The organism is Roseibium sp. SCP15, assembly GCF_040329435.1.
In the GTDB taxonomy this organism is placed as follows: Bacteria; Pseudomonadota; Alphaproteobacteria; order Rhizobiales; family Stappiaceae; genus Roseibium.
In genome coordinates, this window is the sequence record NZ_JBDZYI010000001.1 from 477,286 (window position 1) to 503,290 (window position 26,005).

At 53.3% G+C, this 26,005-nt stretch carries 23 protein-coding genes and 1 tRNA gene; 15 read left to right on the plus strand and 9 right to left on the minus strand.

Translation table 11 applies throughout. The annotated features are described in order from the left end of the window. The first annotated feature begins 468 nt into the window (after positions 1 to 468). Both ABLO27_RS02180 and tdh read left to right on the plus strand, forming a co-directional pair. The gene (locus ABLO27_RS02180) at positions 469 to 1,653 is read left to right on the plus strand and encodes a glycine C-acetyltransferase (protein WP_353030143.1); all 1,185 of its coding nucleotides are present in this window, start codon (positions 469 to 471) and stop codon (positions 1,651 to 1,653) included. Continuing rightward, complete coding sequence (tdh, locus tag ABLO27_RS02185; RefSeq protein WP_353030144.1) at positions 1,653 to 2,693, plus strand: L-threonine 3-dehydrogenase; 1,041 nt, start codon at positions 1,653 to 1,655, stop codon at positions 2,691 to 2,693. Before ABLO27_RS02180 ends, tdh begins: the two co-directional genes overlap by 1 nt. Positions 2,694 to 2,973: 280 nt before the next feature. Here the strand turns inward: tdh and ABLO27_RS02190 are convergent, their stop codons facing one another. Next, entirely contained in the window at positions 2,974 to 3,177 is a 204-nt protein-coding gene (locus ABLO27_RS02190; RefSeq protein WP_353030145.1) for a YgaP-like transmembrane domain, read from the minus strand. Positions 3,178 to 3,433: 256 nt separating this feature from the next. Between ABLO27_RS02190 and ABLO27_RS02195 the strand changes: the two genes are divergently transcribed. Further along, on the plus strand, positions 3,434 to 4,282 hold the full coding sequence (locus ABLO27_RS02195; RefSeq protein WP_353030146.1) for an oxidoreductase: 849 nt from the start codon (positions 3,434 to 3,436) through the stop codon (positions 4,280 to 4,282). Next, the gene (locus tag ABLO27_RS02200) at positions 4,283 to 5,284 is read left to right on the plus strand and encodes an AraC family transcriptional regulator (protein ID WP_353030147.1); all 1,002 of its coding nucleotides are present in this window, start codon (positions 4,283 to 4,285) and stop codon (positions 5,282 to 5,284) included. 78 nt (positions 5,285 to 5,362) lie between these two features. On the opposite strand, the gene ABLO27_RS02205 is transcribed toward ABLO27_RS02200, so the two are convergent. Beyond that, on the minus strand, positions 5,363 to 6,088 hold the full coding sequence (locus ABLO27_RS02205; protein WP_353030148.1) for a hypothetical protein: 726 nt from the start codon (positions 6,086 to 6,088) through the stop codon (positions 5,363 to 5,365). A gap of 291 nt (positions 6,089 to 6,379) precedes the next feature. Between ABLO27_RS02205 and ABLO27_RS02210 the strand changes: the two genes are divergently transcribed. Together ABLO27_RS02210 and ABLO27_RS02215 are read left to right on the plus strand one after the other, a co-directional pair. Further along, a complete protein-coding gene (locus ABLO27_RS02210) occupies positions 6,380 to 7,444 on the plus strand; it encodes an NUDIX domain-containing protein (RefSeq protein ID WP_353030149.1) in 1,065 nt (354 codons plus the stop codon). A gap of 59 nt (positions 7,445 to 7,503) precedes the next feature. Next, positions 7,504 to 8,910 carry a nicotinate phosphoribosyltransferase gene (locus tag ABLO27_RS02215; RefSeq protein WP_353030150.1) on the plus strand — a complete coding sequence of 469 codons (1,407 nt, stop codon included), beginning with the start codon at positions 7,504 to 7,506 and terminating at the stop codon, positions 8,908 to 8,910. A gap of 26 nt (positions 8,911 to 8,936) precedes the next feature. On the opposite strand, the gene ABLO27_RS02220 is transcribed toward ABLO27_RS02215, so the two are convergent. Then, complete coding sequence (locus ABLO27_RS02220) at positions 8,937 to 10,151, minus strand: winged helix-turn-helix domain-containing protein (RefSeq protein WP_353030151.1); 1,215 nt, start codon at positions 10,149 to 10,151, stop codon at positions 8,937 to 8,939. A gap of 240 nt (positions 10,152 to 10,391) precedes the next feature. Here ABLO27_RS02220 and ABLO27_RS02225 point away from each other — a divergent pair, with 240 nt between their 5' ends. After that, the gene (locus ABLO27_RS02225) at positions 10,392 to 11,153 is read left to right on the plus strand and encodes a sulfite exporter TauE/SafE family protein (protein ID WP_353031677.1); all 762 of its coding nucleotides are present in this window, start codon (positions 10,392 to 10,394) and stop codon (positions 11,151 to 11,153) included. A 51-nt stretch (positions 11,154 to 11,204) separates the two neighbouring features. On the opposite strand, the gene ABLO27_RS02230 is transcribed toward ABLO27_RS02225, so the two are convergent. Next, positions 11,205 to 12,239, minus strand: a complete 1,035-nt coding sequence (locus tag ABLO27_RS02230) for a GlxA family transcriptional regulator (RefSeq protein ID WP_352938715.1) — start codon at positions 12,237 to 12,239, stop codon at positions 11,205 to 11,207. A 618-nt stretch (positions 12,240 to 12,857) separates the two neighbouring features. On the opposite strand from ABLO27_RS02230, the gene ABLO27_RS02235 reads away from it, so the two are divergent. Together ABLO27_RS02235 and ABLO27_RS02240 are read left to right on the plus strand one after the other, a co-directional pair. Then, positions 12,858 to 13,670 carry a ferredoxin--NADP reductase gene (locus ABLO27_RS02235; protein WP_353030152.1) on the plus strand — a complete coding sequence of 271 codons (813 nt, stop codon included), beginning with the start codon at positions 12,858 to 12,860 and terminating at the stop codon, positions 13,668 to 13,670. 243 nt (positions 13,671 to 13,913) lie between these two features. Beyond that, positions 13,914 to 14,810, plus strand: coding sequence for an N-acetylneuraminate synthase family protein (locus tag ABLO27_RS02240; RefSeq protein WP_353030153.1), 897 nt, complete (start codon positions 13,914 to 13,916; stop codon positions 14,808 to 14,810). On the opposite strand, the gene ABLO27_RS02245 is transcribed toward ABLO27_RS02240, so the two are convergent. Next, positions 14,807 to 15,712, minus strand: a complete 906-nt coding sequence (locus tag ABLO27_RS02245) for a class I SAM-dependent methyltransferase (protein WP_353030154.1) — start codon at positions 15,710 to 15,712, stop codon at positions 14,807 to 14,809. The genes ABLO27_RS02240 and ABLO27_RS02245 overlap by 4 nt on opposite strands. A gap of 241 nt (positions 15,713 to 15,953) precedes the next feature. Between ABLO27_RS02245 and ABLO27_RS02250 the strand changes: the two genes are divergently transcribed. Together ABLO27_RS02250 and ABLO27_RS02255 are read left to right on the plus strand one after the other, a co-directional pair. Continuing rightward, positions 15,954 to 16,685 carry an acylneuraminate cytidylyltransferase family protein gene (locus ABLO27_RS02250; protein ID WP_353030156.1) on the plus strand — a complete coding sequence of 244 codons (732 nt, stop codon included), beginning with the start codon at positions 15,954 to 15,956 and terminating at the stop codon, positions 16,683 to 16,685. Further along, positions 16,682 to 17,818, plus strand: a complete 1,137-nt coding sequence (locus ABLO27_RS02255) for a polysaccharide pyruvyl transferase family protein (protein WP_353030158.1) — start codon at positions 16,682 to 16,684, stop codon at positions 17,816 to 17,818. Before ABLO27_RS02250 ends, ABLO27_RS02255 begins: the two co-directional genes overlap by 4 nt. A gap of 54 nt (positions 17,819 to 17,872) precedes the next feature. On the opposite strand, the gene ABLO27_RS02260 is transcribed toward ABLO27_RS02255, so the two are convergent. Then, complete coding sequence (locus ABLO27_RS02260; protein WP_353030160.1) at positions 17,873 to 19,735, minus strand: tetratricopeptide repeat protein; 1,863 nt, start codon at positions 19,733 to 19,735, stop codon at positions 17,873 to 17,875. Positions 19,736 to 20,127: 392 nt separating this feature from the next. Here ABLO27_RS02260 and ABLO27_RS02265 point away from each other — a divergent pair, with 392 nt between their 5' ends. Next, positions 20,128 to 21,054, plus strand: coding sequence for a heparin lyase I family protein (locus tag ABLO27_RS02265; RefSeq protein WP_353030161.1), 927 nt, complete (start codon positions 20,128 to 20,130; stop codon positions 21,052 to 21,054). Between the two features lie 211 nt (positions 21,055 to 21,265). Then, a complete protein-coding gene (locus ABLO27_RS02270; RefSeq protein ID WP_353030163.1) occupies positions 21,266 to 21,592 on the plus strand; it encodes a GYD domain-containing protein in 327 nt (108 codons plus the stop codon). A gap of 145 nt (positions 21,593 to 21,737) precedes the next feature. Here the strand turns inward: ABLO27_RS02270 and ABLO27_RS02275 are convergent. The 3 genes from ABLO27_RS02275 to ABLO27_RS02285 form a co-directional block, all read right to left on the minus strand. Next, a tRNA-Val gene (locus ABLO27_RS02275) sits at positions 21,738 to 21,812 on the minus strand. A gap of 82 nt (positions 21,813 to 21,894) precedes the next feature. Then, a complete protein-coding gene (gene gph / locus ABLO27_RS02280; RefSeq protein WP_353030165.1) occupies positions 21,895 to 22,581 on the minus strand; it encodes a phosphoglycolate phosphatase in 687 nt (228 codons plus the stop codon). Positions 22,582 to 22,726: 145 nt separating this feature from the next. Further along, positions 22,727 to 24,505, minus strand: coding sequence for a methyl-accepting chemotaxis protein (locus tag ABLO27_RS02285; protein WP_353030167.1), 1,779 nt, complete (start codon positions 24,503 to 24,505; stop codon positions 22,727 to 22,729). A gap of 223 nt (positions 24,506 to 24,728) precedes the next feature. On the opposite strand from ABLO27_RS02285, the gene rpiA reads away from it, so the two are divergent. Further along, entirely contained in the window at positions 24,729 to 25,421 is a 693-nt protein-coding gene (gene rpiA / locus ABLO27_RS02290) for a ribose-5-phosphate isomerase RpiA (RefSeq protein ID WP_353030169.1), read from the plus strand. A 54-nt stretch (positions 25,422 to 25,475) separates the two neighbouring features. Continuing rightward, the gene (locus ABLO27_RS02295) at positions 25,476 to 25,988 is read left to right on the plus strand and encodes a DUF2059 domain-containing protein (RefSeq protein ID WP_353030170.1); all 513 of its coding nucleotides are present in this window, start codon (positions 25,476 to 25,478) and stop codon (positions 25,986 to 25,988) included. The last annotated feature ends 17 nt before the right edge of the window (positions 25,989 to 26,005 follow it).

Consider the following 26,005-nt stretch of genomic DNA (forward strand, 5'->3'; position numbering starts at 1 on the left):
GGTTCGGGCTGATGTTGCGCAGAACACATGTGTAACGGGTCCTGATCGATGTCAGAGACGAGCCGGATGTCGACGTGCAGATACAGATAAACAGCTGCGGTTTCGATTGATAGATCGCTTATCCGGACAGGATTTGCCTCTCTGTGAGGTGAAGGTTTCCCAGCGTCGCAGCGCCATAGCAAAAGAACCTAAGCTGCCGGTCGCCCGATCCGGCGCTTGCTCGGGCAGAGGTTGGACCCCACTCCAATCCAGCCCGAGTTTTTTGCCTTGGCGCGTCTGCGGCTCCAGTGCAGCGGCCTTCACGGGCCGCTGCACTGGCCAAATGTCATCGCCCGGGTAAGGCCATCGACTTGGGTAAGGTATTGCTGGTCGAATTATAATTTTCCGTAATGTTGGATGAGTGTTCTTTTATCGTGAACAAAAATCCAGTATAGTGGAGTGAGTTTCCATTTTGCTGGAGAGAACCACTTGTCCGACGCTTTTTTGTCCCACATTTCGAATACGCTGAAAGAGATCGAAGCCGAAGGGCTATACAAACGCGAGCGCCTGATCACTTCACCCCAAGGCGGTCTGATCACCGTTGGCGGACGGGAAGTCATCAATCTGTGCGCCAACAATTATCTCGGGTTGGCCGATCATCCTGCGCTGATAGAGGCGGCAAGAAACGCACTGGAGCCGAAAGGCTACGGTATGGCCTCCGTGAGGTTCATCTGCGGGACGCAAGACATTCACAGAGTGCTTGAGAAGCGTATCGCAAAGTTCCTCGGCAAGGACGACTCGATCCTGTTTGCTGCATGTTTTGATGCAAATGGCGGGCTTTTCGAGCCGCTCCTTGGGCCTGAGGATGCGATTATATCGGATGCGCTTAATCATGCCTCGATCATTGACGGCATCCGTCTTTGCAAGGCCAAACGGTTTCGCTACGCCAATTCCGATATGACGGATCTGGAAGCCAAGCTGAAGGAAGCGCGCGAGGCGGGAAGCCGCCACATCATGATCGCGACCGACGGTGTTTTTTCAATGGATGGCTATCTCGCCAAACTGCCGGAGATTACCGCTCTGGCGAAGAAATACGATGCGATCGTCATGGTGGATGATTGCCATGCAACCGGCTTCATGGGGCCGAAGGGGGAGGGAACTCCGGCGCACTTCGGTGTAGATGTCGATATTCTGACCGGTACGCTGGGCAAGGCACTGGGCGGCGGTATCGGCGGCTACATCGCCGGACCGCAACCGGTCATCGACCTGCTGCGCCAACGTGCACGACCTTATCTCTTCTCCAATTCGCTGCCACCGGCAGTGGTCATGAGCGGTCTTGAAGCGATCCGGTTGGCTGAGGAAGGTGACGAACTGCGCCGGAATCTTTTTGAGAACACCAAATACTGGCGGAGCGGACTGGAAAGCCTCGGCTTCACCCTCTTGCCGGGAGAACATCCGATTGTTCCGGTCATGCTTGGTGAAGCCAAGTTGGCGCAGTCGATGGCAGCCCAGTTGTTCGAAGAAGGTGTTTACGTATCCGGTTTCTTTTTCCCGGTCGTTCCGCGCGGGCAGGCACGTATCAGAACCCAAATGAACGCTGCTTTGACCAGAAACGACCTGGATCGTGCGCTGGAGGCCTTTGAGAAAGCAGGCAAGGTGACGGGAGTTTTGTGATGGCCAGCAATCAGATGAAAGCACTCTGCAAGTCCGAGCCGAGAGAGGGGCTCTGGATGACCCGCGCGCCCGTGCCTGAAATCGGACCGGACGATGTTCTGGTCAAGATCAACAAGACAGGTATCTGCGGGACGGATATTCACATCTGGAACTGGGATGACTGGGCCGCAAAAACGGTGCCGGTCCCCTTGATCACCGGTCACGAGTTCGCAGGCGAGATTGTCGAGGTCGGCAAGAATGTCTCTGAGTTTGAAATCGGCCAGCGATGCTCCGGCGAGGGGCATCTGATCGGCAAACAGTCCCGCCAGTCTCGGGCAGGCAAGTTTCACCTGGACCCTGAAACGAGAGGCATCGGTGTCAACGAGCAAGGTGCCTTTGCCGAATATCTGCGCCTGCCGGCTTTCAACGTCGTTCCCCTTCCGGATGAAATCGATGATGAAATCGGTGCCATTCTCGATCCACTGGGCAATGCGGTTCACACAGCCCTCAGCTTCGATCTGGTTGGTGAAGATGTTCTGATAACCGGTGCCGGTCCGATCGGTATCATGGCCGCTGCCGTTGCTCGTCATGTTGGTGCGCGCAATGTGGTCATCACGGACGTCAATCAGGCACGCCTGGATCTGGCAACAAAGGTTGCTGACGTTGTACCGGTTAACGTTGCAAAGGAAGATCTTGAAGGCATCGAGCAGAAGCTGGGGATGCAGGAAGGATTTGACGTCGGCCTGGAAATGTCCGGAAATCAGATCGCGCTCGACCAGATGGTCGAAAACCTTGTCATGGGTGGGCGGATCGCTCTTCTTGGAATTCCGCCCGGCAAATCTCCCGTCGACTGGTCCCGCATTGTGTTCAAGGCGATCACGATCAAGGGTGTCTATGGCCGTGAGATTTTTGAAACCTGGTACAAGATGATTGCCATGCTTCAAAATGGCCTGGATGTGCGCAACGTCATCACCCATCGCTTCGACGTTGATGAGTTTGAAGACGGATTTGCGGCCATGAAGTCGGGAGAAGCCGGAAAAGTTGTGCTCAACTGGACCTGAGCGATCCAAAATGATCGAGACCCATCGATATGGCTGAAACGGCTGCCTTTCAGACAGTGCGCTGTAAGGAGACGCGTAGGCTTTCGAGCATTGCGCGCGGCGGCCAACGTACAGAACGCTGCAGATAAGGTGTCCGGAACGGATAAGACCAGGCAGCTCTGTGGCAGCTGAGCGGGCTGGTCCGCACCATTTCAACCAAATGAATGGGTCTCGAACTCACCTCAGGCGCGTCTCTCGCGCGCCGGGAAGATCGGAAGAGGTTTCCGACAAATGGTCGGCGTCAGGCAAAACCGGATTTCTGTGGCAGTCCCATCTTCTTGAGGATCATGACCACTGGGCAAAGCCCGGTGATCGAAGCCTGGACGAGCTGGGCTCCCAAAAGACCGGTCAGCCAGAGCCAGTTGAGATTGACGTAGACCGCAAGTAGCACCGAAACAACGATCACAGCGCCGACGACAAGAAGCATAGCTCGTTCGACAGTCATGTTCGTACCTTTGTTTGTTATTTTCGAAATAATGAAACTATTACGCGTTCGATCAAAAAATCCAGACCACTTGTCGATGAAAGTGATCTGTACACCTGCGGCATTTTCGCATGATGGAGACGCGCTGATGCTGAGGAGATGACGCCTATTGCGATAGATTGGCGTCATTTGCGCCGGTTTGTCGCGATCTGCCAGCGTGATTGAGCAACAAGTTACCTATTCTCCAACTCAAATGAGTGGATTGGAGACAAGAAACATGGCTTCCCGTTTTCGCAAGACGGCTTTGGTTACAGGTGCTTCCTCCGGAATGGGAAAGGATACCGCCTTCAGGCTGATCAACGAGGGATACACGGTTTTTGCCGCTGCCCGGCGGGTGGAAAAGATGCGGGATCTGGAAGAAGCGGGTGCCACGCTGATCGAGATGGACATATCCCGCAAGGAGAACATCAGATCAGCTGTTGAAAGGATCATGAACGAGAGCGGCGGTGTTGGCGTCCTGATCAACAACGCCGGCTTTGGCATGTTCGGCGCCATAGAAGAAACGGAGATTGATGACGCGCGCTACCACTTTGAAGTGAATCTCTTTGGGCTTGCGCATTTGACACAACTGCTCTTGCCGGCAATGCGCTCCCATAAGTTCGGAAAGATCATCAATTTCAGCTCTGTGGGCGGCAAGATCTATTCTCCCATGGGAGCGTGGTATCACGCGACCAAACATGCCCTTGAAGGCTGGTCCGACTGTTTGCGTATCGAAGTCGAGCAATTCGGCATTGATGTTGTCATCATCGAGCCGGGTCTGATCCAGACCGAGTTTGGTGATGTTATGAGTGGTCCAATGCTTGAACGCTCAGGGACAGGTCCGTATGCAGCCATGGCTAAGGCAAGTGCGGATGCAGTTGGCAATGCCTATGAAGATGGTGTTGGATCTCACCCGCGGGTGATCACCAAGCTGGTGATCAAGGCTCTCAAATCGTCAAAACCAAGGACGCGCTATCACGGCGGCAAGATGGCCAGTATGTTGTTGCTCTGCCGGCGCTGGCTATCGGACCGTGCTTTTGACGGTTTGATCATGAGCCAGGTCAGGCGGATGGTGAAAGGGGTATAGATGAAGCAACCTGCGGCCAAATTCACAATCGACATTGCGTGGACCGGCCTGATGGAAACCATCGGAGTGAGTGCCGAGGACCTGTTGCGCCATGCAGAATTGCCTCTGGGCCTATTTTCCCAGACTTCGCCGGAACTCGACATCGATTCATACTTCCGTCTCTGGCACAGCCTGGAAGTGTTGATTGGCGATCCGTTGTTCCCTCTGACTTTGGGAAAGGCCCTGACACCCGATGCGTTCAGCCCACCGCTTTTTGCCGCGTATTGCAGTCCCAATCTCAAGATCGCATTGGAACGCTTGAGCGCCTACAAGCCGATCATTTGCCCGATGACCATGGAACTGGACCAGGTGGACGAAGGATTGGCACTGACCCTGAAGATGCCGAGACACTGGGAATTACCGACCACCTTTGTGTTGATGGAGATGGTGTTCATCGTAAATCTTGCCAGAACGGCAACGAGACAGAACATCAATCCTGTGAAGGTGATATCAAAGTGTCCGCCAAACGAGATTACGGCGTATCGCAGTTTCTTCGGCATTCCGGTCGCCACTGGTGACGAAAACAGGATCATCTTCAGCAGGGCCGACACCGATATTCCGTTCCTGTCGGTCAACAACGCAATGTTTCAGGTCTTTGAGCCGGTCTTGAAAAAGAGGTTGGCAGAGCTTGAAAGAGACTCAACGCTGAGCGACCGGGTCAGAACATGTCTGGCGGAGATGATGGCAAGTGGCCTGACCGGAATTGGCGACGTTGCTGACAGGCTGGCCATGAGCCCGCGCACATTGCAGCGAAAACTTGCCCAGGAAGACACCAGTTTTCAGACCATCCTCAATCAGGTGCGCACGGACATCGCCAAGGTCTACCTGCAGAAAACCCACTACTCGAATGCGGAGATCGCGTTTTTGCTCGGCTACGATGACCCGAATTCATTCATTCGTGCCTACCATTCCTGGACCGGCGCAACGCCGGAGGCCAGCCGCCAGGCAATGCTTGCATCGTGAAGGGGGAGTGGTGTTCGCGCAGCAGGTGGCGTTCCGCCGTCCAGGAAAACCGACCTTGGAAGAAAGTTCTGGTTGCGCCTAGTGGAGGATCATCTGGCGGAAGTAGTTGCGGTTCTCCGGGCATCTGAGGGCTTCAAAAAACTGTTCCACTACGGGCTCTGAAACCTTGATGGGCGAAGGGCCGTAGGTTTCGTATTTGTCGGAGAGTCTTTTGTTGACCGCATTCGAGAAGTTCACGAAATCGATATGCTCTGAAGGAAAAGCAGCGCAGGCCCGTTTGACGATTTCCTGAATGGATTTGTCATTGGCAATCGTGATCGCGGTGATCGCATTGCCCTTCGATTTGGCGAGTTTCCGATACGCGCCGGACAAGTCTTCCGTAAAGCCGGCGTAGGATGAGCGGCAAATATAGGTGCCGAACGCGTGCAGGAACTCTATTTCCCAGCTTGCGTCGGTGCGTTTGATCTGAGGGTCAAACACCTTGCGAAGAATGTCGAAGCTCAAGAAACGCAGCACCGACATTGCAAAGAAGTCTTTGTTGGCGCCGACAAAGGGCTGCTTCTTGTGTATCCGTCCGCAGGCCTCATAATTGCTGCGGTAGATGTCAAACAGATCCGGCGATTCAGACAGAAAGTCGAACACGGCGGCAATGTCGGCCTTGCAGAGCTTGCCATTGCGCAGGTCCGCCGCACTGAGAAGGCTTTTGCGGGCGAGCTCAAGCGCCTGCTGCCCAGCGCCGACACAAATATGCGGTCCACTGAGCTTGGGCCAGGAAACAGCCTTGTTCTTGTCGGTGGGACGCATAGCCAACCTCGTTGCTCAAGCACTCAGAATGCGGCGGATTGGTTAGAATTTTTTAAACGCAACAAGATGTTTTGGACGATTTTTCAAGCGACCTGTCAGGATTCACGATACCGCGCCCACCCCCGAAAATACCTGCATGAGCAGTCATTGCAGCACTGATTGGAGAGAGAATACCTTAACCAAAAGAACGTCTTCGGTTACTTCATGGGTTGAAAATGCTCAAAGTGAGTATTAGTGTCTTCTTCAGCCGAGGAGTTCGGCTTTCATTCCAACAATTCGGGGGAGCCTCGAATGTCCCGTTACGACTATGGCGTTTTTATCGGCCGTTTTCAGCCGCTGCACATCGGACATGAAGCTGTTGTTCGCGCGGCCCTGGAGGAAGTCGATACACTGATCGTCTTGATCGGATCAGCAGCGAAAGCGCGCGATCCGCGAAACCCATTTACCTATTCAGAGCGAGCCGACATGTTCGGCAAGGTCTTCAAGCACGAGCTTGCAACGGGTCGCCTGATTCTCAAGCCAATTGCTGACCATCCCTATTCGGACACCGCCTGGTGCGCCGACGTTCAACGCGCGGTAAATGAGATCGTTCTTGAGCATTTCAACAAGGGCGGAGTGGTTCTGCACGGCCTGAAGGATATCAGGATCGCACTTGCCGGTTACGGCAAGGACCATACCAGCTATTACCTCAAGCTCTTCCCAGAATGGGGAAATGTGCAGCTCGCCAGTCAATATGGCACTTTCTCGTCGGCCGACGTGCGAAAGCAGCTGTTCCAGCGCATTCCAGTCATCTCACGCACCGTCCTGTCAGAGGAGGTCGCCGATTGGCTGAACGTCTTTGCTCTGAGCGAAACTTTCCGCAGTCTGCTGGATGAGGCTGAATATCTTCAAGCTTACCCGAAAGAGTGGGGCCAGGGGCCATTCGTGACCGTTGATGCGGTCGTGATTCAGTCAGGCAACATTCTCCTGGTCGAGCGCGGGCGCGCTCCCGGAAAGGGACTACTGGCGCTGCCTGGTGGATTTCTGGACCCGCGTGAAAGCATTCGAGACGCGGCGATACGTGAATTGAAGGAAGAAACAGCCATCAGTGACCATAGAGGAGAAATCCCGCCCGCGATGCTTGGATCCTTCATCGATAGCGCAAAGACCCGGGTGTTCGATCACCCGGATCGGTCGTTGCGGGGGCGTGTCATCACGCATGCATTCCTGTTCCGGTTGCCGGAGCGGCGCGAGCTGTTTTCGGTAACGGGTGGAGACGATGCGAGAACCGCCAACTGGTACCGGCTCGGCGATTTGCAACCGGAGCAGTTTTTCGAAGATCACTGGTCCATCATCGATGTCATGGCTGACCTGTGACATTACCCCGCAAGGGAGCCTTGCGGGAAAAGTAAGTCCTGTCGCGTGAGGAGTTCACAATGACAAATCCGCTTTTGGCGACTGACAGTTACAAGCAGTCGCACTTCAAACAGTATCCTCCTGAAGCAAGAAAGGTGTCCGCCTACGTCGAGGCGAGAAAAAACTCCTTTTCGGATGATGTTCTGTTTTTCGGTCTTCAGGCTTATCTGAAAAACGTTCTGTTGAAGCCGATCACAGCTGAAGATATCGAGCAGGCAGAAAGGATCTGTCTCGCCCATGGTGTCCCTTTCAACCGGTTAGGCTGGTTCCAGATCCTCGACGAACATGGCGGATTGTTTCCGCTGGAAATCAAGGCCTTGCCCGAGGGAACTCTGGCTCCGAGCGGAGTTGCCCTTGTTCAGGTGAACAACACGGATGAACGCATGCCCTGGCTGACGACCTGGGTGGAAACGGCATTGCTGCGTGCTGTCTGGTATCCGTCAACGGTTGCGACCCTGTCCTTCAAGTGCAAGCAGGTGATCTATCGCGGATTGCTTGAAACATCCGATGATCCAGACGCACAGGTTCCCTTCAAGCTGCATGATTTCGGCGCGCGAGGTGTTTCTTCCGCGGAAAGTGCGGCGCTTGGCGGATTGGCGCATCTGGTCAATTTTGCCGGAACGGACACAATGGAAGCCCTGGAAGCCGGTATGGATTTCTATAATGCTGATGTGGCCGGATTTTCGATCCCGGCGGCAGAGCACTCTACAATGACCAGCTGGGGCCCTGACCGGGAACGCGAAGCGTTCTCGAACATGCTCACGCAGTTTGCTGGTGAAGGAAAACTGGTTGCCGTTGTTTCCGACAGTTACGACCTCGACAATGCGGTAGAAAACCTCTGGGGCAACCAGCTGAAGGAGCAGGTCTTGCAGTCTGGGGCAACCGTTGTCGTCCGGCCTGATTCAGGTGACCCGGTCGCAACGCCCCTGCGCGTCCTTGCCACACTTTGGGATCATTACGGCGGCAGCCGAAACAGCAAGGGAGCGAAGGTGCTCAACCCGGCTATCCGGATCATTCAGGGTGACGGAATGACGTTGGAAGCGATCGGACAGCTGGTCGGCCAGATGATCGAAGGCGAGTGGTCTCTCGACAATATTGCCTTTGGCATGGGGGCAGGCCTGTTGCAAAAGGTCAACCGGGACACGATGGGATTTGCCATGAAAGCAAACGCCATGAAAACCTCGGAAGGTGTCTGGCAGGACATTTACAAGAAGCCTGCCACCGATCCCGCCAAAGCATCCAAGGCAGGCCGGCAGGCCGTCATACTGGACAACGGACGCCTGTGTGCGAAACGACTGGACGAAATCGATCCAGACGAGGACCAGCTTCAGGTGGTTTATCGGAACGGCGAACTGCTTGTTGACTGGAGCCTGGAAGATGTGCGAGCGCGCGCTGCAAATCATCTGCAGGAAACGCTCCAGCGTTAGAAATGAGAATTGAGGACGGCCACCCGCTAGGCCGTCTTCAGCCAGTCGGTTTCGAACGTGACGTCTGAACAGCCCGAAAAGCGGGCCATGCGGTCGAGTTCCGCCTGCAACTTGGTCAGACGCCCTTTTGATGGCTTAACGCCATTTTCCGGCCAGAAGGCGCGGACATGCAGGCGGCTTTCGTTTCTGAGCGACTTCATATCGATCCGGCCGATCAACCTGTTACCCTCCATCACCGGAAAAACGTAATAGCCGTATTGCCGTTTGGGTTCGGGGACAAAGATCTCGATCCTGTAAAAGAAGCCGAACAGTCTCTCCGCCCGTTTGCGGTCACGAAGCGCCGGATCAAACGGGGACAGGATTCGGACCCTGGAAGGTGGAGCCGGTAGCGCTTCCAGTGTGTCGAGCGTATCGGGATACAGAAAAACCTTGCGACAGGCGCCGCCAACACATTCGATTTCGACCTCGAGGATTTCTCCGGAGGCAAGTGCTCTTTGACACCAGTCCTTTGCTTCCTGTGGTGTGATCAGATCCCAGAACGCAGCAATTTCCCCTGAAGTTGCAAAGCCCAGGCGGTCAAGGGCGGAGCGGGCGGCCCAATCAATGGTTTCTGCATCATCAGGGGATTGGTCCCGTTGGAGCGCGGGAATGACACGCTCTGTCAGGTCGTAGACCTTTTGAAAGCCCTCACGTCTACAAACCGAGAGTTTTCCCGTACGCCAAAGAAACTCCAGTGCGGTTTTTGATGGATGCCAGTCCCACCAGCCACCGTTGGAGCGTTTCTCGTCTTCACCGACGGTCGCCGATGTAACGGGGCCATGATCGCTGATCTGCTTCAGCACGTCTTCAAACTTTTGCTCAAAGCCGTTGCGGCGCCAATCGCGCCAACGGCCAATGAGCCGGTCCCGATCCCGTTTGAAACGAAGCTGCCAGTGCGGGAAAAACTCGGTCGGTATGACCGAGGCATCATGTGTCCAGTGTTCGAACAGGAGACGATCCCGCTCCAGATGATGCTTGAGGTTCTTTTCCTTGTAGGCCGGGCGCCTTGCGGCCAGAATCATGTGATGTGCACGCGCGACCGTGTTGATGCTGTCCACCTGGACGAATCCAAGCTGGTCGATCACATCCGACAGGTCTGCACCTTTGCCGCTTCCTTTCGGAGCCGCGCAAAGGCCATGTTTTTGCAGAAACAGGTGTCGCGCTTGAACGTTCGACAACCTGGGCAGGGCGGGTTTCGTCATGACCGGACGTTACCATCTTCACCGCGCACGTAAAATGCGAATTGAAGGGCAACTGACAGTTCCTGCAAGGCAGGGTTTTGTCATCAGGAAGTGCAATGGTGTTTGCAAGGGGGCGAGGAAAGTCTTTTACGGCTCTTCAAAAAAGGCGTATTCAGGCCGTTCGTCCTTGGCGATCTGAAACGGGTCGCACTTTCACGCCGGAAGCGGCAAGCCAGGGGGCAAGGCAACGATTTGACGGAGATGTTGGCAGTTGGGCCTGGCCTGATTCTGATTTCGATTCTCGTGTTTCTGATTGCCGGGTTTGTCAAAGGCCTGGTCGGCCTTGGCTTGCCGACAATCGGACTGGGGTTGATGACCGTATTTGTCGGAGTGGAAAAGGCGATGGTGCTGATCCTGTGGCCTGCCTTTCTCACCAATCTCTGGCAGGCGCTATCAGGCGGCTACCTGAAAGCACTCGTTCAACGCCTCTGGCCGTTTCTGACCGCCGCTGTGCTGATGCTTGCCCTTGGTACTTTCATCCTGACTCAACTGCCGGAAGGGGCTGCTGACTTGCTCCTCGGGCTCCTTATGGTGGCATATGCCACGCCTATGCTGGTTGGCGTGTCGCTCTCCATTCCGGATCAGATGGTTACGCCAATCGGCATTATTGTAGGGCTCATCAACGGCGTCATGTCCGGACTGACAGGGTCATATAGCGTGCCCGGAGTTATGTACCTTCAGGCACTCGGACTGCCGAGAGACCAGCTGATCCAAGCCATGGGGCTGCTGTTCCTGTTGTCGACAATTGCGCTGGGCGCTTCTCTTGGCGGATTTGGCCTGATGGGCGGACGTGAGGCTCTCGCGTCGCTGCTTCTTCTGGTTCCTGCACTGTCCGGCGTCTGGATTGGTCAGTCGATCCGCAAGAATGTATCGGAAGCAGCTTTCCGCCGCTTGATCCTGGCCGCCATTCTGGCCCTCGGCCTCTATCTGATTCCCTTGGGAATCTGGCGCCTGATACAATAAAAGCGCCGCGAAAGTTCGCGGCGCTTTCGGCTCATTTCTGATGTTATGGAGTTATTTGGCCACCAGCCGCATCGGGGTTGCTGTGCCAACGCCCGAAGTCGGCTTGGTGTTAGCCCATTGGTACGACTGGCGTTCCTCTGTCGGCGTACACAGGAAGCGCTCGCGATAGCACTTGGTGAAGTGCGAAGTGGAGGCAAACCCGCATGCAAGTGCAACATCCAGCACCGGCCGGCTGGTGCGGCGCAGTAGGTCGCGCGCGGTCTCAAGACGCAAACGCAGATAGTACTGGCCCGGCGTGCAATTGAAATGGCGGCGGAACAGCCGCTCAAGCTGGCGCGGTGACAGGTTGACCGTCATGGCCAGCTGCTGGCAGCTGAGCGGGTCTTCAATGTGAAGATCCATGATCCGGATCGCATCGAGGATCTTGGCATTCGAAATTCCCGTGCGGGCTTCGATGTCATGTCGCTGTGCAGATTCGCCGGAACGCATGTTCTGATACAGCGCCACTTCAGCGACTTCATGGGCCAGGTAGGCGCCATGCTGGATCGCAATGAGTCTCAGCATCATGTCGAGCGATGCCATGCCACCTGCGCAGGTGATGCAGTTCCGATCGATTGCAAAGATATCCGATGTGACTTCTACGTCCGGGAACTCCTCGCGCAGTGAACGCAGGTTTTCCCAATGGATGGTGCAGCGGCGGCCATCAAGGAGATTGTACCGGGCAAGCAGGTAAGCACCCGTGCAGATGGCTCCAAAGGTGCGTCCCATCGCATTCAGGCGGCGCAGCTTGTTTCCAAGGTCCGGATCCAGCGGCAGACGCTCAACGTCTATACCAGTACAAAGAAGTGTTACATCCGCGTCTATCAGTTCACGAATAGACTTATTCACCAGAACTTCGCAGCCGTTGCTGGCGACAACTGAATTTCCGTCAAGGGAGTAAGTTGTCCAAACGTAATACTCACGGCCAAGAAGCCGATTTGCTAATCGCAACGGCTCTATCACGCTGGTAAATGCATTCATGGAAAACCGGTCCATCAATACAAATGCTATGGATTGGCCTGTTTCTTCGTGCGCGCGTCCGGACATTTACTTTGCCTCATTGGAAGGTTTTATTACGCGTTTTTCCGCTTTGTCAGTAATTGTTGCAAACTGTATTTATCTGTCAAATAAAAAAAATTAGATCGAAGATAATTCTTGAAATTGTCACAATTGAACAGCGCTGAAGGCTCAACCCCACATATTGGTCGCAGGTGAGAGGGCAAATGGAAGTTGCGGCTTTTATTGCGATGCACAAATAGTTTGGGTTTTGCCGGTGGAAAAGAATGGAGGTGTGAGCGCGAGTGGCGCATCAGGGGAGGGCAGTGCAGAAATGCAGTGCGCTGGCAATCAATCTTCAACCGTATTTCTGCCGGATGCTGCAAGGGCTGACAGCTCAGGAGAATGCAGGTGCAGTTTGGCTCACGACCCAAGGTCTGAACCTCTGTAAATGACCTGTGCGGTGATGGCGTTCTACCTATCGGCAATAGACGCGGCGCATCTTTCAGGTACAGTTTGCTGCTGTCACCCTTTAAACTTGACCATTTTTAGAAAGATTTTTTTGCAATTTCACGGTTTCGTGGTTCTGAGTTGCTTCAAGTCAAGGCGGAAGTGGTGATACATGAGGCACAACTCAAATTGTGCGATGACCTACGGACTTCGATTCAAATGAACGTACTTGCCAAACCTGCCGATCTGGAAGCCGCTGCGCCGGCCAATGTTTTCGTTGAAGAAGTGAAAACCGTCCAGCATTACACGGACCGCTTGTTCCGTTTCCGCATGACGCGTCCGACGAGCTTCCGTTTCCGCTCTGGTGAATTTGTCATGATCGGCCTGATGGTCGACGGCAAACCAATCTACAGAGCCTATTCGATTGCAAGCCCGGCCTGGGATGAAGAGCTCGAGTTCTTCTCCATTAAGGTGCCGGACGGCCCGCTGACGTCCCACCTCCAGAAGATCCAGCCAGGTGACGCGGTCCTGATGAAGAAAAAGCCGACGGGCACGCTGGTGAACGATGCTCTCGTTCCCGGCAAACGCGTCTACATGTTCTCCACCGGCACGGGCATTGCTCCCTTTGCCAGCCTGATCCGTGATCCGGACACATACGAGAAGTTCGATCAGGTCATCCTGACCCACACCTGCCGCGAAGTGGCCGAGCTGAAATACGGTGAAGATCTCGTCCAGGAAACGATCAACGACCCGCTGATCGGCGAATTCGCGAAAGACAAGCTGGTTCACTACACTTCCGTGACCCGTGAAGACTTCCCGCGCCAGGGCCGGATCACCGACCTGATCAAGTCGGGCAAGCTGTTCGAAGATCTCGGCGTACCGCCTCTCGATCCTGCGATTGACCGTGGCATGATTTGCGGTTCCATGGACATGATCCGTGACACCAAGGCCCTTCTCGAAGAAGCCGGTCTCAATGAAGGCGCCAACAACAAGCCGGCCGAGTTCGTCGTTGAACGGGCGTTTGTGGGTTAGATCCACCAAAACAACAGGGTGTCCGGTTTTACCGAACAGACAATCAGGGCTCGCGAGGTTGCGGGCCCTGTTTGATTCGGCGAAACGTTTTTGGGTTTTCCAAAGAAAGCACACAACAAGTGCACTGGATGTCTGCTGTCGGGTGGACAGGCTTTGTCTCCAGTGGCAAGAGAGTGGTTAGACAACGAGAACAAACGAGAAGCGTTGAATGCGCGGTCTCAAAGGGAAGCTAAGGGATTGGCCATGATCTCCGACAACGGAATTTACGTGATCGCCGAAATCGGTATCAATCACAACGGTGACATCGAAAAAGCCCTGGAGATGATCCGCAGCGCAAAAGCTTCAGGCTGCGACGCGGTCAAATTTCAGAAACGAACGATCGATGTCGTCTATTCCGAAGTCGAGCTGGCCAAGCCACGTGACAACGTTTTCGGCCCGACCAACGGCGATCTCAAGCGTGGCCTAGAATTCGGCAAGGTTGAATATGATGCGATCGATGCACTCGCAAAAGACCTGAAGATCGATTGGTTCGCGTCTCCCTGGGATGAAGCCTCAACTGATTTCCTGATGCAGTACGATTCGCCTTATCTGAAAGTCGCATCCGCCATGGTCATGGATCGCGACTTCTTGATTCATTGCGCGAAGACACAAAGGCCGCTTCTTGTTTCAACCGGTATGTGTGACTTGCCGATGATAACGCGTGCAGTTGATGCGATTGAAAGTGCGGGCGGGAAAATAGCCTGCCTTTACCACTGCACTTCTACCTATCCGACGGTAGATGAAGAGATCAATCTCCAGGGAATAAGAACCTTACAACGAACTTTTCCGCATCTACGAATTGGTTTTTCCGGTCACGAGACGGGAATCATGCCAAGTGTCTGTGCTGCCGCAATGGGAGCTGTTTCCGTTGAGCGTCATCTAACATTGGACCGGTCCGACTGGGGGTCGGATCAGAAGGCGTCTTTGGAAGTTGACGAATTGGCCGAACTCATCGAGCAGTTGCGGCGTTTCGAAATTGTTCAGGGTGATGGCAATCTTCGCTTCTATGAGGATGAAAAGCCCATTGCGCAAAAACTGAGGCGCAATGATACACTTGAGACAGGAAGCTTCGATTTTGCAACTAAACTGGCTTCGGCCTAAGGGCGCACAGCAACTGCAACAAGCGTATCGGTTTTGTCGCGATTGATAAGATTCTGCCTGTAGGCCGCATCGGTTTTTTCATCGACCAGATGGGAATAGTGTTCATGGCCGCCCGGTTTGCCGTGCTGTAACCAGTACATGTGGTTTGCCAAACCGTATCGCTGAAATCCCGTGACCGAGACATCGACAAAACCTGCGTGCCGCAAAAAAGTTTCAAGGCTTTTTTTGGTATGTAATACCAAGTGTTCGCTCCAATAGGTAAAGTCGCAATAAGCAGCCGATTGCACTTCTTCTGTCAGGAAGTCGCGTGCGTGCGGTACTTCCACAAACACACGTCCTCCCGGAGCTAGCTGGCTGAGGATCGACTTTAGTACTCCGATTTGATCTGGAATGTGCTCAAGCACATGGAACAGAGTAACGATATCAAATGGATTGGAAGCTAACGATATGTCGGAGTAAACAGGTACGCTGGAACCGAGCCGGTTCAGGATCAAGTCACGCAGGTCCTGACGTATTTCAACACCACTTACTTGGTCAGCAATTGAAACTGCTTTATCCAAATACAATCCACGACCTGTTCCGAAATCGCAGACGCTTCGACCGTTGATATAGTCCTTTGTCTGTTCGAAGCGTCTATCAAGGTCGTCGTTTCGCCTGAGGGTGAGTAGACCTTCTCTGGTTTGGACCTCTGCTTCTGTTTTTTTGCTGAATGTCTTGCTTTCGTAGTGAGCTTGTAGGTCAGGCATATGCTCAAGAAAAACGACGCCGCTTTGCTCGTCGCGCATCACCTTGATTTCGCTATCGCGGGTGCGTGGCCAGTGAATGGTCGTTGTCTCTTTTGAAGTAAGCTCAAGTTCCCTTAACTGCTGCTGGTGAATGGGAAGTGAGGAGAGCTCTGGCATAAGTTCGACCTTTTGAGCTTGGGGTTGATCAAGTGCCACCCAACATAGCTAGGCGTTTCAGAGTTGAATCGACTAATTGAGTGATATTTATGCTTGGAAGTATTTTTCGATAACTTGTTGAAAATCTAGTATTCCCTGGTTGGTTTGTTGATAGTTGATCACCTTTAGTTGAAGAGTGGAGGGGAGTTGAAAATGCAGGGGGATTGACTTTGATAAAGCATTATCACGCAACTGGTGCAGTATGAACTGCATTGCGGTGATCCCTGCACGTGGAGGGTCCAAAGCCGTCCCGGGAAAAAACTTGAAGGAACTGGCAGGCAAACCTCTGATTGCTTGGACCCTTGAGGAAACCTCGAAGGTTTCCGCAGTGAGCGAAGTTGTGGTTTCCACAGATGATCGGAGAATCGCGGATGTTGCAGCCGATTACGGAGCTGCTGTTCCCTTTATGCGTCCGGCAGAATTTGCAAACGACAATGTTCATGCCATCCATGTCATTCTGCATTTCATTTCCTGGCTAGAAGAACAGGGACGTCAACTTCCCGATGCAATAGCCATGCTTCTTCCTACCTCTCCCTTGAGGCGTAACTGGCACGTGGAAAAGGCGCTAGCAAAATTTGCAGAAGATCCCTCGCGACCGGTGATTTCTGTCTATCGAAGCCTGACGCCACTGATTAGCCTGCGTTGGGTGGAGGACGACACGCTTCAGCCAGTTTTGGAGGGTGTTAATCCGAATACACAACGGCAGAACATCAAGCCTGTCTTTGGTGTGAACGGCAGTATATACATAGCATCCCCGGCTGTTCTTAAAGAAAAGAAGACGTTCCACACAGAGGACGCGCGCCCGTTTGTGATGGACAGGCTGCACTCTTTGGACATCAATTCACTCGACGACTTTGCAATGGCCGAACATTTTTTGAAAGCACCGGGTTTTGATTTGGACGTAAGCTTGGTGAACGGAGGTATGGAGCAGTGATCCGTATAGCGCATGTTGGCGGTTGGAGCCGGAATTACGGCGATCTTGCTCTTCAGCAAGGACAGATGCGGGTTCTGCGCGAAGATTCTTCCAAGCCTCTGGACTTTCTTCCAATCCATTGCCAGCAAACGGTTTTTCACACGGATCTGATTGATAGGATCAATGAAACCTGCGATTTGCTTGTTCTGGGCGGCGGCGGAATGATCTTCCATCGACCGGAAGACAGCAGCCAGTCAGGATGGCAATTCAACATTAGCCGTGAAAATCTGGACCGCCTCAAGATACCCGTTGCAACCTACGGAATTGGTTACAACGCCTTTCATTTCGATCAAATGAAACTGTTGCCCGTAGCAATGGAACACTTGAAAGCGACACAAGATAAAGCCTCGCTTTTCAGCGTACGGAATCAGGGAAGCAAGGATGCTCTTGTCGCAGGTGGTCTGGATGAAGGCAGGATAGATGTAATTCCCGATCCTGGTATGTATGTGTCCCCTTACCGTTTCAAGCTTCCGGGAGCTGACGACGCCGGGCTCAAAATTGGGTTGAACTGGGCAGGAGATCGGCCTCACTTTCGTTTTTCTGAACCTTGGGAAAAGAACAGACAGGCACTCATCGAGGCATTGTGCGATGCGTTCGAAGAGATGAAAGCAGCCTCTCCGAGTTTGAAAGTGTTTTTCATACCGCATTTGGTGGATCGGATTGATAGCGATGTGTGGCAGCTTTTCTCCGATCGTCTTGGAGAGACCATTGTAAACTTGGAGGACAGTGCATCTCACATTTACCCTCCGTCGTTTGCTCAAGCAGCCTTTCTGGCGGATACCTATCGACAGATGGACATAACCGTCGGAATGCGCGGGCATGCCAACATCATCCCTTTCGGAATGAATACTGTTACGGTGGGCTTGGGAAGTCACGACAAGGTCGGCTTTTTCCTCAAAGAAGCGGGACTGGAAAGCAATTGGCTTTCAACCCAACACGAACCGGATGCCGGCGGAGGCGCCAAAATTGCGGAAAAACTTCAGAAACTGCTCGATAGAAAAGAAAAGGAAGAGGCTTTGATGGCTGAGCGATTGTCTGAGTTCCGCGAAGTAACACGCTCGTATAACCAGAGACTGTTGGCTCTCGTCGACTGATTCAATCAGATCCACGTCGATAGCAGATCAATTTTTGTTGTTGACGGCTAGCGATTAGATGCTGAGCCCCAGTCGTTCCAGTCTCGGTGTCATATCCACGTTCTTTGCCCAGTCAGACAGGTCACTTTGAAGTGTCGGCACAACATCAGTTGCACGTTGATCGGGTTGAATTCTGTAGTAATTGGTCGACGGATACCAAGGCGGATTCTGTTGCCCGAGCAGTATGACCGTGGATACTGATCCAAAGCGCCAACATGGGATGTCCAGTGCACCAGCCAGGTCGCCGACGCTGGTATTTGCTGTTATCACCAAATCCACACAGGCCGTAGCCGCGGCCGCACTTTCCAAGTCGTCCCGCAAGTCCACATCTTCCCATGTATGCAAATCGAGCTTTTTTTCATGTTGCAGCCAATCGAGCTCCTTCTCGAGTGCCCCGTACTGCAAGTTAACAAACGTAATATCGGGAGTTTCCAGGATCGGGCTGAAGTCTGGAAGGCTTAGATACCAGCGCGCGCGCCAGGGAGCGAGGTTGCTTGACCTCCATGAAACGCCAACGATTGGTTTTTTCGCTTTATCTCCAAGGCGATTGTGCAACTGGACAGCCTTGGTCTTGTCAAAGCTTAAAAACGGCGCTCGACCTTTCTTGAAATCGGAAGGGGTTTTGCGGAAAAATCGGACCAAATCCGTAACGCAGCAATGAACGTCGTAATCAGAAACAGTAGGTTCGAAGGTCTCGGTGTCGAATTGACTGGTTCTGACGAATGCATCAGGAAAACTACGTTTGAAAAGTGGATAAAGTTTCACAGGAGCTTCGAAAATTACATCTTCATGATTTTCCAGAACGCAGTGAACGAGCGAAGCATTTTTGATTGCGTCGCCAATTCCCTGGTCGTTCCAGATCATGATTTTTTTTCCGTCCAGAGGTTCTCCATTCCATTCAGGAACTTCGAATTTTCTACAAACCACTGTGGAAAGCGTATCTTCAAAGCGCGCGCCGTGAAGGGCCCAGGCTTCTTCCAGTCGCCCCATCGCCATGTAGCTCAAAGATAGGTTCCATTCTGCGGTTGGAAGTGGCGCCGAAGATAAGTTTTTCGCAGTCTCAAGGGCATTGATTGCTTCTTCAAAGTTTCCCACACTGTATTGAATTACTCCGAGAGTAATTCTGCGATGTGGATTAGACGGAAGATCTTCAATTGCCTTCGATGCATATTCAAGTCCATCTTGTATTTCACCCACCTTGAAGCAAAGCCTTGCATATTCGTGGCACAACTCACCATTGTCAGGAAATTTATGAAGAGCGTTTCTCAGTTCCTTTAACGAGGTCTTGAAGTCTTCGAGTTCGAGCCTGCAGCGGGCGCGCTCTACATAGTTTACCGCATTCTCCGGCAGTTCCTGGATTGCCCGATTTAGAAAAACCAATGCCTTTTCGTAGTCTTTGTTCTTTCTGAGAAGCAGTCCAAAATTCTGAAAAGCGTCCGGAAAACTTGGATGGCTTACCAGAAGGTTTTTAAATACCTCCTCTGCCTCTTCCAGTTTTTCCTGATTGGTTAGCGCAATTCCTTTGATGTTCAGCGCTTCTCTTTCTTTCGGATTGAGTTGCAGGGCTTTGTTGCAGACTGCCAGAAGACTCTCTGGATCAGTGCCGACATCCAACATTGCTCGCGCTAGATTGGCATAAAACGGTGATTGATTTGCGTTCGAGGCAATGGCCTTCTGGATGTATTCGATCGCTCGTTTCGGAAAACCCATTTGTCTGTAAGTGACGCCCAGCAGGTTAAGTGCATCTGGATTGTTCGGAGCTTTCTTCAGAACCTGTTTGTAACAGCGCTGTGCTTTCTCGATCTCACCGGATTGCTGGTAGGAGAGGCCCTTCAGGAGCTTTTCGCGGACCGGATTTTGCGCGGTTTGCGTTGTCATCTTTGTCTCAACGTTCAAGGAATCACACAAGAAAGATTAGCAGGACTGCATTCAGTTCGCAGGCACAGCAGACGCATCCGACAATTCCCTTGGGGATTGCACAAGATTTAGTGAATTCGAAGCCCGGGATGATCGATCAGTGCAGCGACACGGACTTGATCACTTATCTCACAGTAAACGGATTTTTGGGTAGTGATCGTTGTTTAACTGTGGTGTCATCAACTTGCGCCGATTATTGAAGAGTTGCGATTTGTTAAATCTACAACTACCAAAGAGTGTCGTCGCAAACCTGTTCATTGAACAAGCGTAACAGTTGCCGGTATGTGAGTTGTCTCCAGCTGCACCGATTGTTAGGCTCTGCCTGAAAAACGCTCAGGTGTGGAGGGAAACGGATGCGACACAGCAACGGATCGACCACAGAAAACGCGGTGTCGGTTTTCGCCAGAAATGGAAAAGCCGCCGTCGGCATTATTGCTGGTCTGATGGTGTTCGCCGGAAGTTCCTCTTCCGCTCAGACCGCGGGCGAAATCGAGATCGATGGCAAGATGCTGGTGGTTGAAGAAAGGTCCATCAAGTGTGATGGAAAGTCCGATGATTTTCCCGATTACATAAGTACCGAGCGGTTGGTGAACTGCGACTCCGGCAAGATTGTTACCTTTGACGGCAAACCGGACCTCGGACGGCTGATCCAGTTCACTATCAAACCCGGCGACAAGAAGCTGTTCGGTGGAACACGGGCAGAACTGGCTGATACTCGCATTGTAAAGAACGGGGAGGAGGCTTGGTATCGGATCTCAACTCTGATCCCGAATGATTTCCCTATCGACTCTCCGCACCGACTTGTTCTGGCCCAATGGCACGAGTTGGACCAGCCAGGCAAACCGTTCCACCGGCCGCCGCTGTCCCATCGCTTGTGGGGGAAGAAGTTTGCCGTGGAACTGTTCAACAGGCAGATTATAGAAAAGCTCGGAGACGAGCACGATGGTGAGATCCTGTACTCGGCTCCGCAGCTGGAACCGGGGCTTTTGCATGAGTTCGTCTACAAAATCGGTTGGGCTCCGGACGAGAGTGGGGCAATTCAGGCCTGGCGGCGAAAATGCGATGAGCTGAAACCCGATGACTGTACGGCCGAATGGACACAATTCATTCAGTACAAAGGATCCACCGGTTACGAGAACGATGCGATCCAGGGTTATTATTTCAAGTTCGGGCTCTATACGACGACGAAATTCGAAGCGGCGTTTACGGCCTATCATACGGGTTATCGCAGTGGAAAGTCGGCCGCCGATCTCGGACTGAATGACCCTTTGTTCAAGTGACACCGTTCAGTTGACGTTGCGGCCGGGCTGAATGAGAGCCCGAGAGCTTTTCGAAAACCGGTCAGATCTGCGTCAGGGGCTTTGCGCACAATGACAAGTAGTATTGAGGCGGAAACTTGCGTACAGTTTACGTGGGGGAAATGCTGGCCACTTTGCCGGGCATTATCTCGCCTGGGGTGGCTCATGTTTTAGCACCCTCAGGGAGGTTTCTATGCCAAGATATATCGTTACCGGAAATTATACTGCTTCTGCCATGCAGGCGATGGTTGCCAATCCCAGCGACCGGGAATCTGCCGTTCGCGCCATTGTTGAAGCTGTCGGAGGGAAGTTGGAGAGCTTTCATCTGACAACAGGCGATACTGATTTTTTAGTTCACGTTACCGCAAACAACACCACGGACCTGATTGCCGGATTGATGGCAACAGGGGCTAGTGGCGCGGTATGCAATCTCAAGACCGTCCAGGCTTTCACATCCGAAGAATTTGTCGCGATGCAAAGAAAAGCGGGAGAGGTCGCGAAATCCTTCAAGGCCCCCTGAGTATCATCAATGAGGGCGTCAAGGCGGAACTCCTGTCGCTTTGACGCCCGATGCAGTGACCATGCTGGTTCGCTGGATGCATTCAGACATCCGGCCACGGAAAGGCTTGGCCTGTGAGGTGCAAGATACTGAGTTCAAAGGAAAATGGTGGGCGATACTGGGATTGAACCAGTGACCCCTCCCGTGTGAAGGGAGTGCTCTCCCGCTGAGCTAATCGCCCGATAATTCGGATTGCGGCTGTCTAGAAGATTGGACTTCTGTTGACAAGGGGAATTGAGATTTATCCCCTTGTCTGGTACCGGTCACGCAATGGCTTTGTTGACCTCGTTGATGGCAGCCGCCAGTTCGTCAAAATGCGAGATAATCTTGTCCGGGCCAAGCTCTGTTACCGGAACGGGCGTGTAGCCGAAATCCACGGCGATTACCGGAATGCCTGCATTGCGGGCCGCGTCGATATCGGTGCCACTGTCTCCGATCATGATGGAGCCGGCGACCGTTCCTCCAGCGCGCTGAATGGCGCCATGGATCGGATCTGCATGCGGTTTGGAAACCGCAAAAGTATCCCCACCAACAATTGAATCGAAGTGTCTGGTCAGATCCAGTTCTGCCAGCAGCGGCAAGGTAAGACGTTCCGCCTTGTTTGTGCAGACCGCTAGCTTCCAGCCTTCCTTCCGGAACATTTCCAGAGCAGACACAACACCATCAAAGGGTTTGGTGTGAACTGCTATATTGGCCGCATAATGTTCCAGAAAGCGCTCAAAGAGGGGGGCGATGGTTTCTTCCGTCCAGTCGATTCCGTTGAAGTCCAGTGCGCGCTGAATGAGCACCTTGGCGCCCATGCCAACCATGTGTGCAATATCCTTCTCAGGTATTGCTGCATATCCTGCTTCGGTCATCACCACGTTGAGTGTGGCAACCAGATCTTCCATCGAAGACACAAGCGTGCCGTCCAGATCAAAAACGAGAACCGACATTGAACCCTCAGCCATTGGCATATTCAGGAAAGGTGAACCCGGCCTTCATTCGTGAATTCCGGTTTTCCGCAAACCCCAGAGCTCCCCTGCCTAAACATTTAAAAAGGAAGCTGCAAGCTTTGCGAAAGCAAATGAATCCTAATTTTACGGCAAACACACGTCAGAGTTTGTAAGCCGTTCGCAGTCCTCCCCAGTGACGCCCCTGAACAATGATCGGGGCATCAACTTCCTTCATCCAGACAATGTTCCCACCGCCCATGTCGCGAGCGTAAGACTGGATCAGGAAGGGACGCGTGTTTCGCGCGGCGCTAAGTCCGGCCCGGTCGTCGAAGATCCTCTTGTTCCGGCAATTGGCCGTGTTCCATGCTGGATCATCCGGCCGCTGGGTTTGGGAATAAATCAGGTTGTGAACAGGCAGGTAGCCGTTCCGGTCGACAGTCGCGCAAAATGCCATGCCCTCGGACTGGCAGTTCGAAAGTACTTCTTCCTGTATCTCCGGCAGGATCTTCTCCAGCTCCTGCAAAGCCCGGGTCGAAACCTGTTGAGGGTTTGTGCCCGGGAGCGATTGATAGTCGGTGTCGAACAGGTCATCGGGTGAAAGCCGTCCTTCGGCAATCAAACGCTCCATAGCTGCTGAAACTCGTTCCGCGGCGTTTTGCGCGCGATCAACCTCCTGCGCGTGGGAGGAATGGATCGAAGCGATTTTCCTCAAGAGAGCGTCACGGAAGGCGTCGCTTTGGTTGACGAAACAGCAGTGAAAGCCGAAGTCGGAGACTGCCACGACCTTGATTTCGCAAGAGCCGATCCCTTGCAGATCGAGCACCGCGTTGCGTCCTGGTCCAAGAGAGCTTTCATTCTCAGGCTTGAGCAGCAGACCGCCTTCGGAAATGTCATGGGTTTCAAACCGGGTGGTGACAGATCCGGCGGAAACGGATCCCGTCAGTTTAGCGGGCAGACGGTCATGTCTGCGCCGGTCACCCAGTTCCGTTTGCCGTATCATCATCGTGAAGCGCGCCTGCAGCGACCTGGTTGCAGCGCTCATCTCAGCTCCGGTCTCGCGTGCCAGCGTTCCACCTTCTTCAGCAGCAACAGCAGACTGTGAAATGGTCTGTGCACATTGAACCACTTGTTGAACGAAGCTGGCGGTCTGATTGGCCTGGTCGCCGATACGGCTTGTCGTTTCGACCTGGGCCTGAACGGCATCCTCAACAGCGGCAAAGCTAGGTCTGACCTTGCCAATAACATCAATGATTTTGGCAACGGAACCAAGGTTCTGTTCGGCGGACCGATTGAGCCGGTCAATATTGGCAACGATCTGTTCGGTTGCCGACTGAGTTTCCACCGAAAGCGCTTTCACTTCACTGGCGACAACCGAAAAACCCTTTCCTGCTTCGCCTGCTCTTGCCGCCTCAATCGTGGCATTCAAGGCCAGAAGGTTCGTCTGCTTGGCGATATCCGATATGAGACTGACCACATTGGCAATGTCATCGATTGCGCCTTTGAGTTCCAGAACGCCATTATTGACCTGGTCCGCGACGTCACGGGCTTCCAGCGCCAGTTCATTGGATATGCCAACCTGTTTGCCGATTTCGCTGCTGGAAGAGGACAGTTCCCGTATGGACGTTGCTAGGTCGGTGGCATTTTCATCCGCCAGTGCAGCCTGATCTGCTATGGAGCGACTGTCGTCCCGGATCTTTTCCAACCTTTGCAGTTGGGTTTCGAGACGGTCCTGAACCTTTTCCGCATCGAGGTTGATGGACTTGGCTGCAACCTGAAGATCGTCTTCAAGGCTGTCCAGTACAAAGCTCATACGATCTTGCGACGGAGGTTCGTCCGCCAGTGCCCGTCCCGGGATACTGTCTTCCTCAAGGGGAGGAGAGTTGTCGTCGATGGTGGGCGTTGTTTTTTCTTGCCAGGTATTAAGTCGAAAAAGGTTCATCGGATTTTGCGCTTTCCAAACCTTGGGCAACTTCTAGAATTATCGAGCTGCAATCTAAAATGATGGTTAACGAATTCCTGAAACCTGAGGGAAGCTCTGGTTTCCAACTGCGAATGAGGAATGTCACTGGACCGGCGGTCACTGCCCATGTTAAGCACCCGGCTGCTGAAACGAGATGACCGGTCCTGTCTGTCCGATCGGGTGGTGACTGGAGGAATGAGCGATGAGCGATCAATTCAAAAAAGAAGCCGCAGAACGCGCCGCTGACGATGTCTCATCTGGTATGCGTCTTGGGATCGGTACGGGTTCAACGGCCGAATTTTTCGTGCATGCGCTCGCCAATCGCGTCAAGGACGGCCTCGATGTGATCGGGGTTCCGACCTCCGAGCGCACAAGGGAACTTGCATCTGAACTCGGCATTCGCCTCACGACACTCGATGAATTGCCGAAACTCGACCTGACCGTCGATGGAGCGGACGAGCTGGATCCCAGCCTGGCGCTCATCAAGGGTGGCGGCGGAGCGCTTCTGCGCGAAAAGATCGTCGCTTGCGCCTCCGAACGCATGATCGTGATTGCCGATGGCAGCAAGGAAGTGGCAACGCTCGGACGGTTTCCACTGCCAATCGAAGTTAATCCATTCGGACTGGAGGCAACCAGGCTTGCGATCCTGGATCTCCTGAGTGAGCTGAGCCTCCCTCAGAAACTGGTCTTGAGAGGCGGTGCTGAGGCGCCGTTCGTCACCGATGGCGGCCATTACATATTGGACGCACATCTGGAGGCGATTGCCGACGTCAAAACCCTTGGCTCGCGCCTGGTCGCAATTCCAGGTGTTGTCGAGCATGGTCTTTTCATCGAAATCGCAACAAAAGCTTACGTGGCCGGCGCGGATGGGGTAAAGACCGTTTTGCCCATCTAAGTGGTGTGAATTTGGCTTTCCAGGCATCAATGGAAGCCGCCTAGGAGTAGAAAAATGAAACTTATCAAAACGTTCCAGCGGGCAGCTGTATTGGGCGCAGCCATGATTACCGCAGGTTTCCTGACGACGGCCGCAATGGCACAGGACATTTCTGAAAGCCACCTTGCAGCAGCAAAGAAGGTTGCGGTGGCAACGAAAGTGCTTGAGCCTTTCGACGATATTCTTCCGATCCTTGCCGAGCAGACCCGGACCGCTTTCATTCAGTCCGATCCGACCCGTGCCGAAGAAGTCATCGAAATCACTCAGAATGTTGCACTGAAGCTGGCACCACGCCGCTCGGAGTTGAACAATCTGGTTTACAATGCCTGGGCGCAGGGCTTCTCGGAAGCTGAACTCAACCAGCTTGCTGATTTCTACAACACAGAGCTCGGCCAGAAACTGACCAGCACCATTCCGGCAATCACCCAGTTCTCCGTTGGTGCGGCGCGCGAATGGCAGGACAAGATCTCCACCGAGATGGTGACGATGGTTCAGGAAGAACTTGCCAAGAAAAACGACGCTCAGTGAGTTAGATCGGTTCCGCG

Excerpts from the sequence above, each read along its gene's own strand:
- ABLO27_RS02200 (WP_353030147.1), top strand. The coding sequence starts at position 4,283 with ATGAAGCAACCTGCGGCCAAATTCACAATCGACATTGCGTGGACCGGC.
- gph (WP_353030165.1), bottom strand. The coding sequence starts at position 22,581 with ATGGCTGAGGGTTCAATGTCGGTTCTCGTTTTTGATCTGGACGGCACG.
- ABLO27_RS02250 (WP_353030156.1), top strand. The coding sequence starts at position 15,954 with ATGAACTGCATTGCGGTGATCCCTGCACGTGGAGGGTCCAAAGCCGTC.
- ABLO27_RS02190 (WP_353030145.1), bottom strand. The coding sequence starts at position 3,177 with ATGACTGTCGAACGAGCTATGCTTCTTGTCGTCGGCGCTGTGATCGTT.
- ABLO27_RS02285 (WP_353030167.1), bottom strand. The coding sequence starts at position 24,505 with ATGAACCTTTTTCGACTTAATACCTGGCAAGAAAAAACAACGCCCACC.
- ABLO27_RS02220 (WP_353030151.1), bottom strand. The coding sequence starts at position 10,151 with ATGACGAAACCCGCCCTGCCCAGGTTGTCGAACGTTCAAGCGCGACAC.
- ABLO27_RS02225 (WP_353031677.1), top strand. The coding sequence starts at position 10,392 with ATGTTGGCAGTTGGGCCTGGCCTGATTCTGATTTCGATTCTCGTGTTT.
- ABLO27_RS02230 (WP_352938715.1), bottom strand. The coding sequence starts at position 12,239 with ATGTCCGGACGCGCGCACGAAGAAACAGGCCAATCCATAGCATTTGTA.
- ABLO27_RS02240 (WP_353030153.1), top strand. The coding sequence starts at position 13,914 with ATGATCTCCGACAACGGAATTTACGTGATCGCCGAAATCGGTATCAAT.
- ABLO27_RS02295 (WP_353030170.1), top strand. The coding sequence starts at position 25,476 with ATGAAACTTATCAAAACGTTCCAGCGGGCAGCTGTATTGGGCGCAGCC.
- ABLO27_RS02235 (WP_353030152.1), top strand. The coding sequence starts at position 12,858 with ATGAACGTACTTGCCAAACCTGCCGATCTGGAAGCCGCTGCGCCGGCC.
- ABLO27_RS02265 (WP_353030161.1), top strand. The coding sequence starts at position 20,128 with ATGCGACACAGCAACGGATCGACCACAGAAAACGCGGTGTCGGTTTTC.
- ABLO27_RS02245 (WP_353030154.1), bottom strand. The coding sequence starts at position 15,712 with ATGCCAGAGCTCTCCTCACTTCCCATTCACCAGCAGCAGTTAAGGGAA.
- ABLO27_RS02215 (WP_353030150.1), top strand. The coding sequence starts at position 7,504 with ATGACAAATCCGCTTTTGGCGACTGACAGTTACAAGCAGTCGCACTTC.
- ABLO27_RS02270 (WP_353030163.1), top strand. The coding sequence starts at position 21,266 with ATGCCAAGATATATCGTTACCGGAAATTATACTGCTTCTGCCATGCAG.
- ABLO27_RS02195 (WP_353030146.1), top strand. The coding sequence starts at position 3,434 with ATGGCTTCCCGTTTTCGCAAGACGGCTTTGGTTACAGGTGCTTCCTCC.
- rpiA (WP_353030169.1), top strand. The coding sequence starts at position 24,729 with ATGAGCGATCAATTCAAAAAAGAAGCCGCAGAACGCGCCGCTGACGAT.
- ABLO27_RS02260 (WP_353030160.1), bottom strand. The coding sequence starts at position 19,735 with ATGACAACGCAAACCGCGCAAAATCCGGTCCGCGAAAAGCTCCTGAAG.
- ABLO27_RS02210 (WP_353030149.1), top strand. The coding sequence starts at position 6,380 with ATGTCCCGTTACGACTATGGCGTTTTTATCGGCCGTTTTCAGCCGCTG.
- tdh (WP_353030144.1), top strand. The coding sequence starts at position 1,653 with ATGGCCAGCAATCAGATGAAAGCACTCTGCAAGTCCGAGCCGAGAGAG.
- ABLO27_RS02205 (WP_353030148.1), bottom strand. The coding sequence starts at position 6,088 with ATGCGTCCCACCGACAAGAACAAGGCTGTTTCCTGGCCCAAGCTCAGT.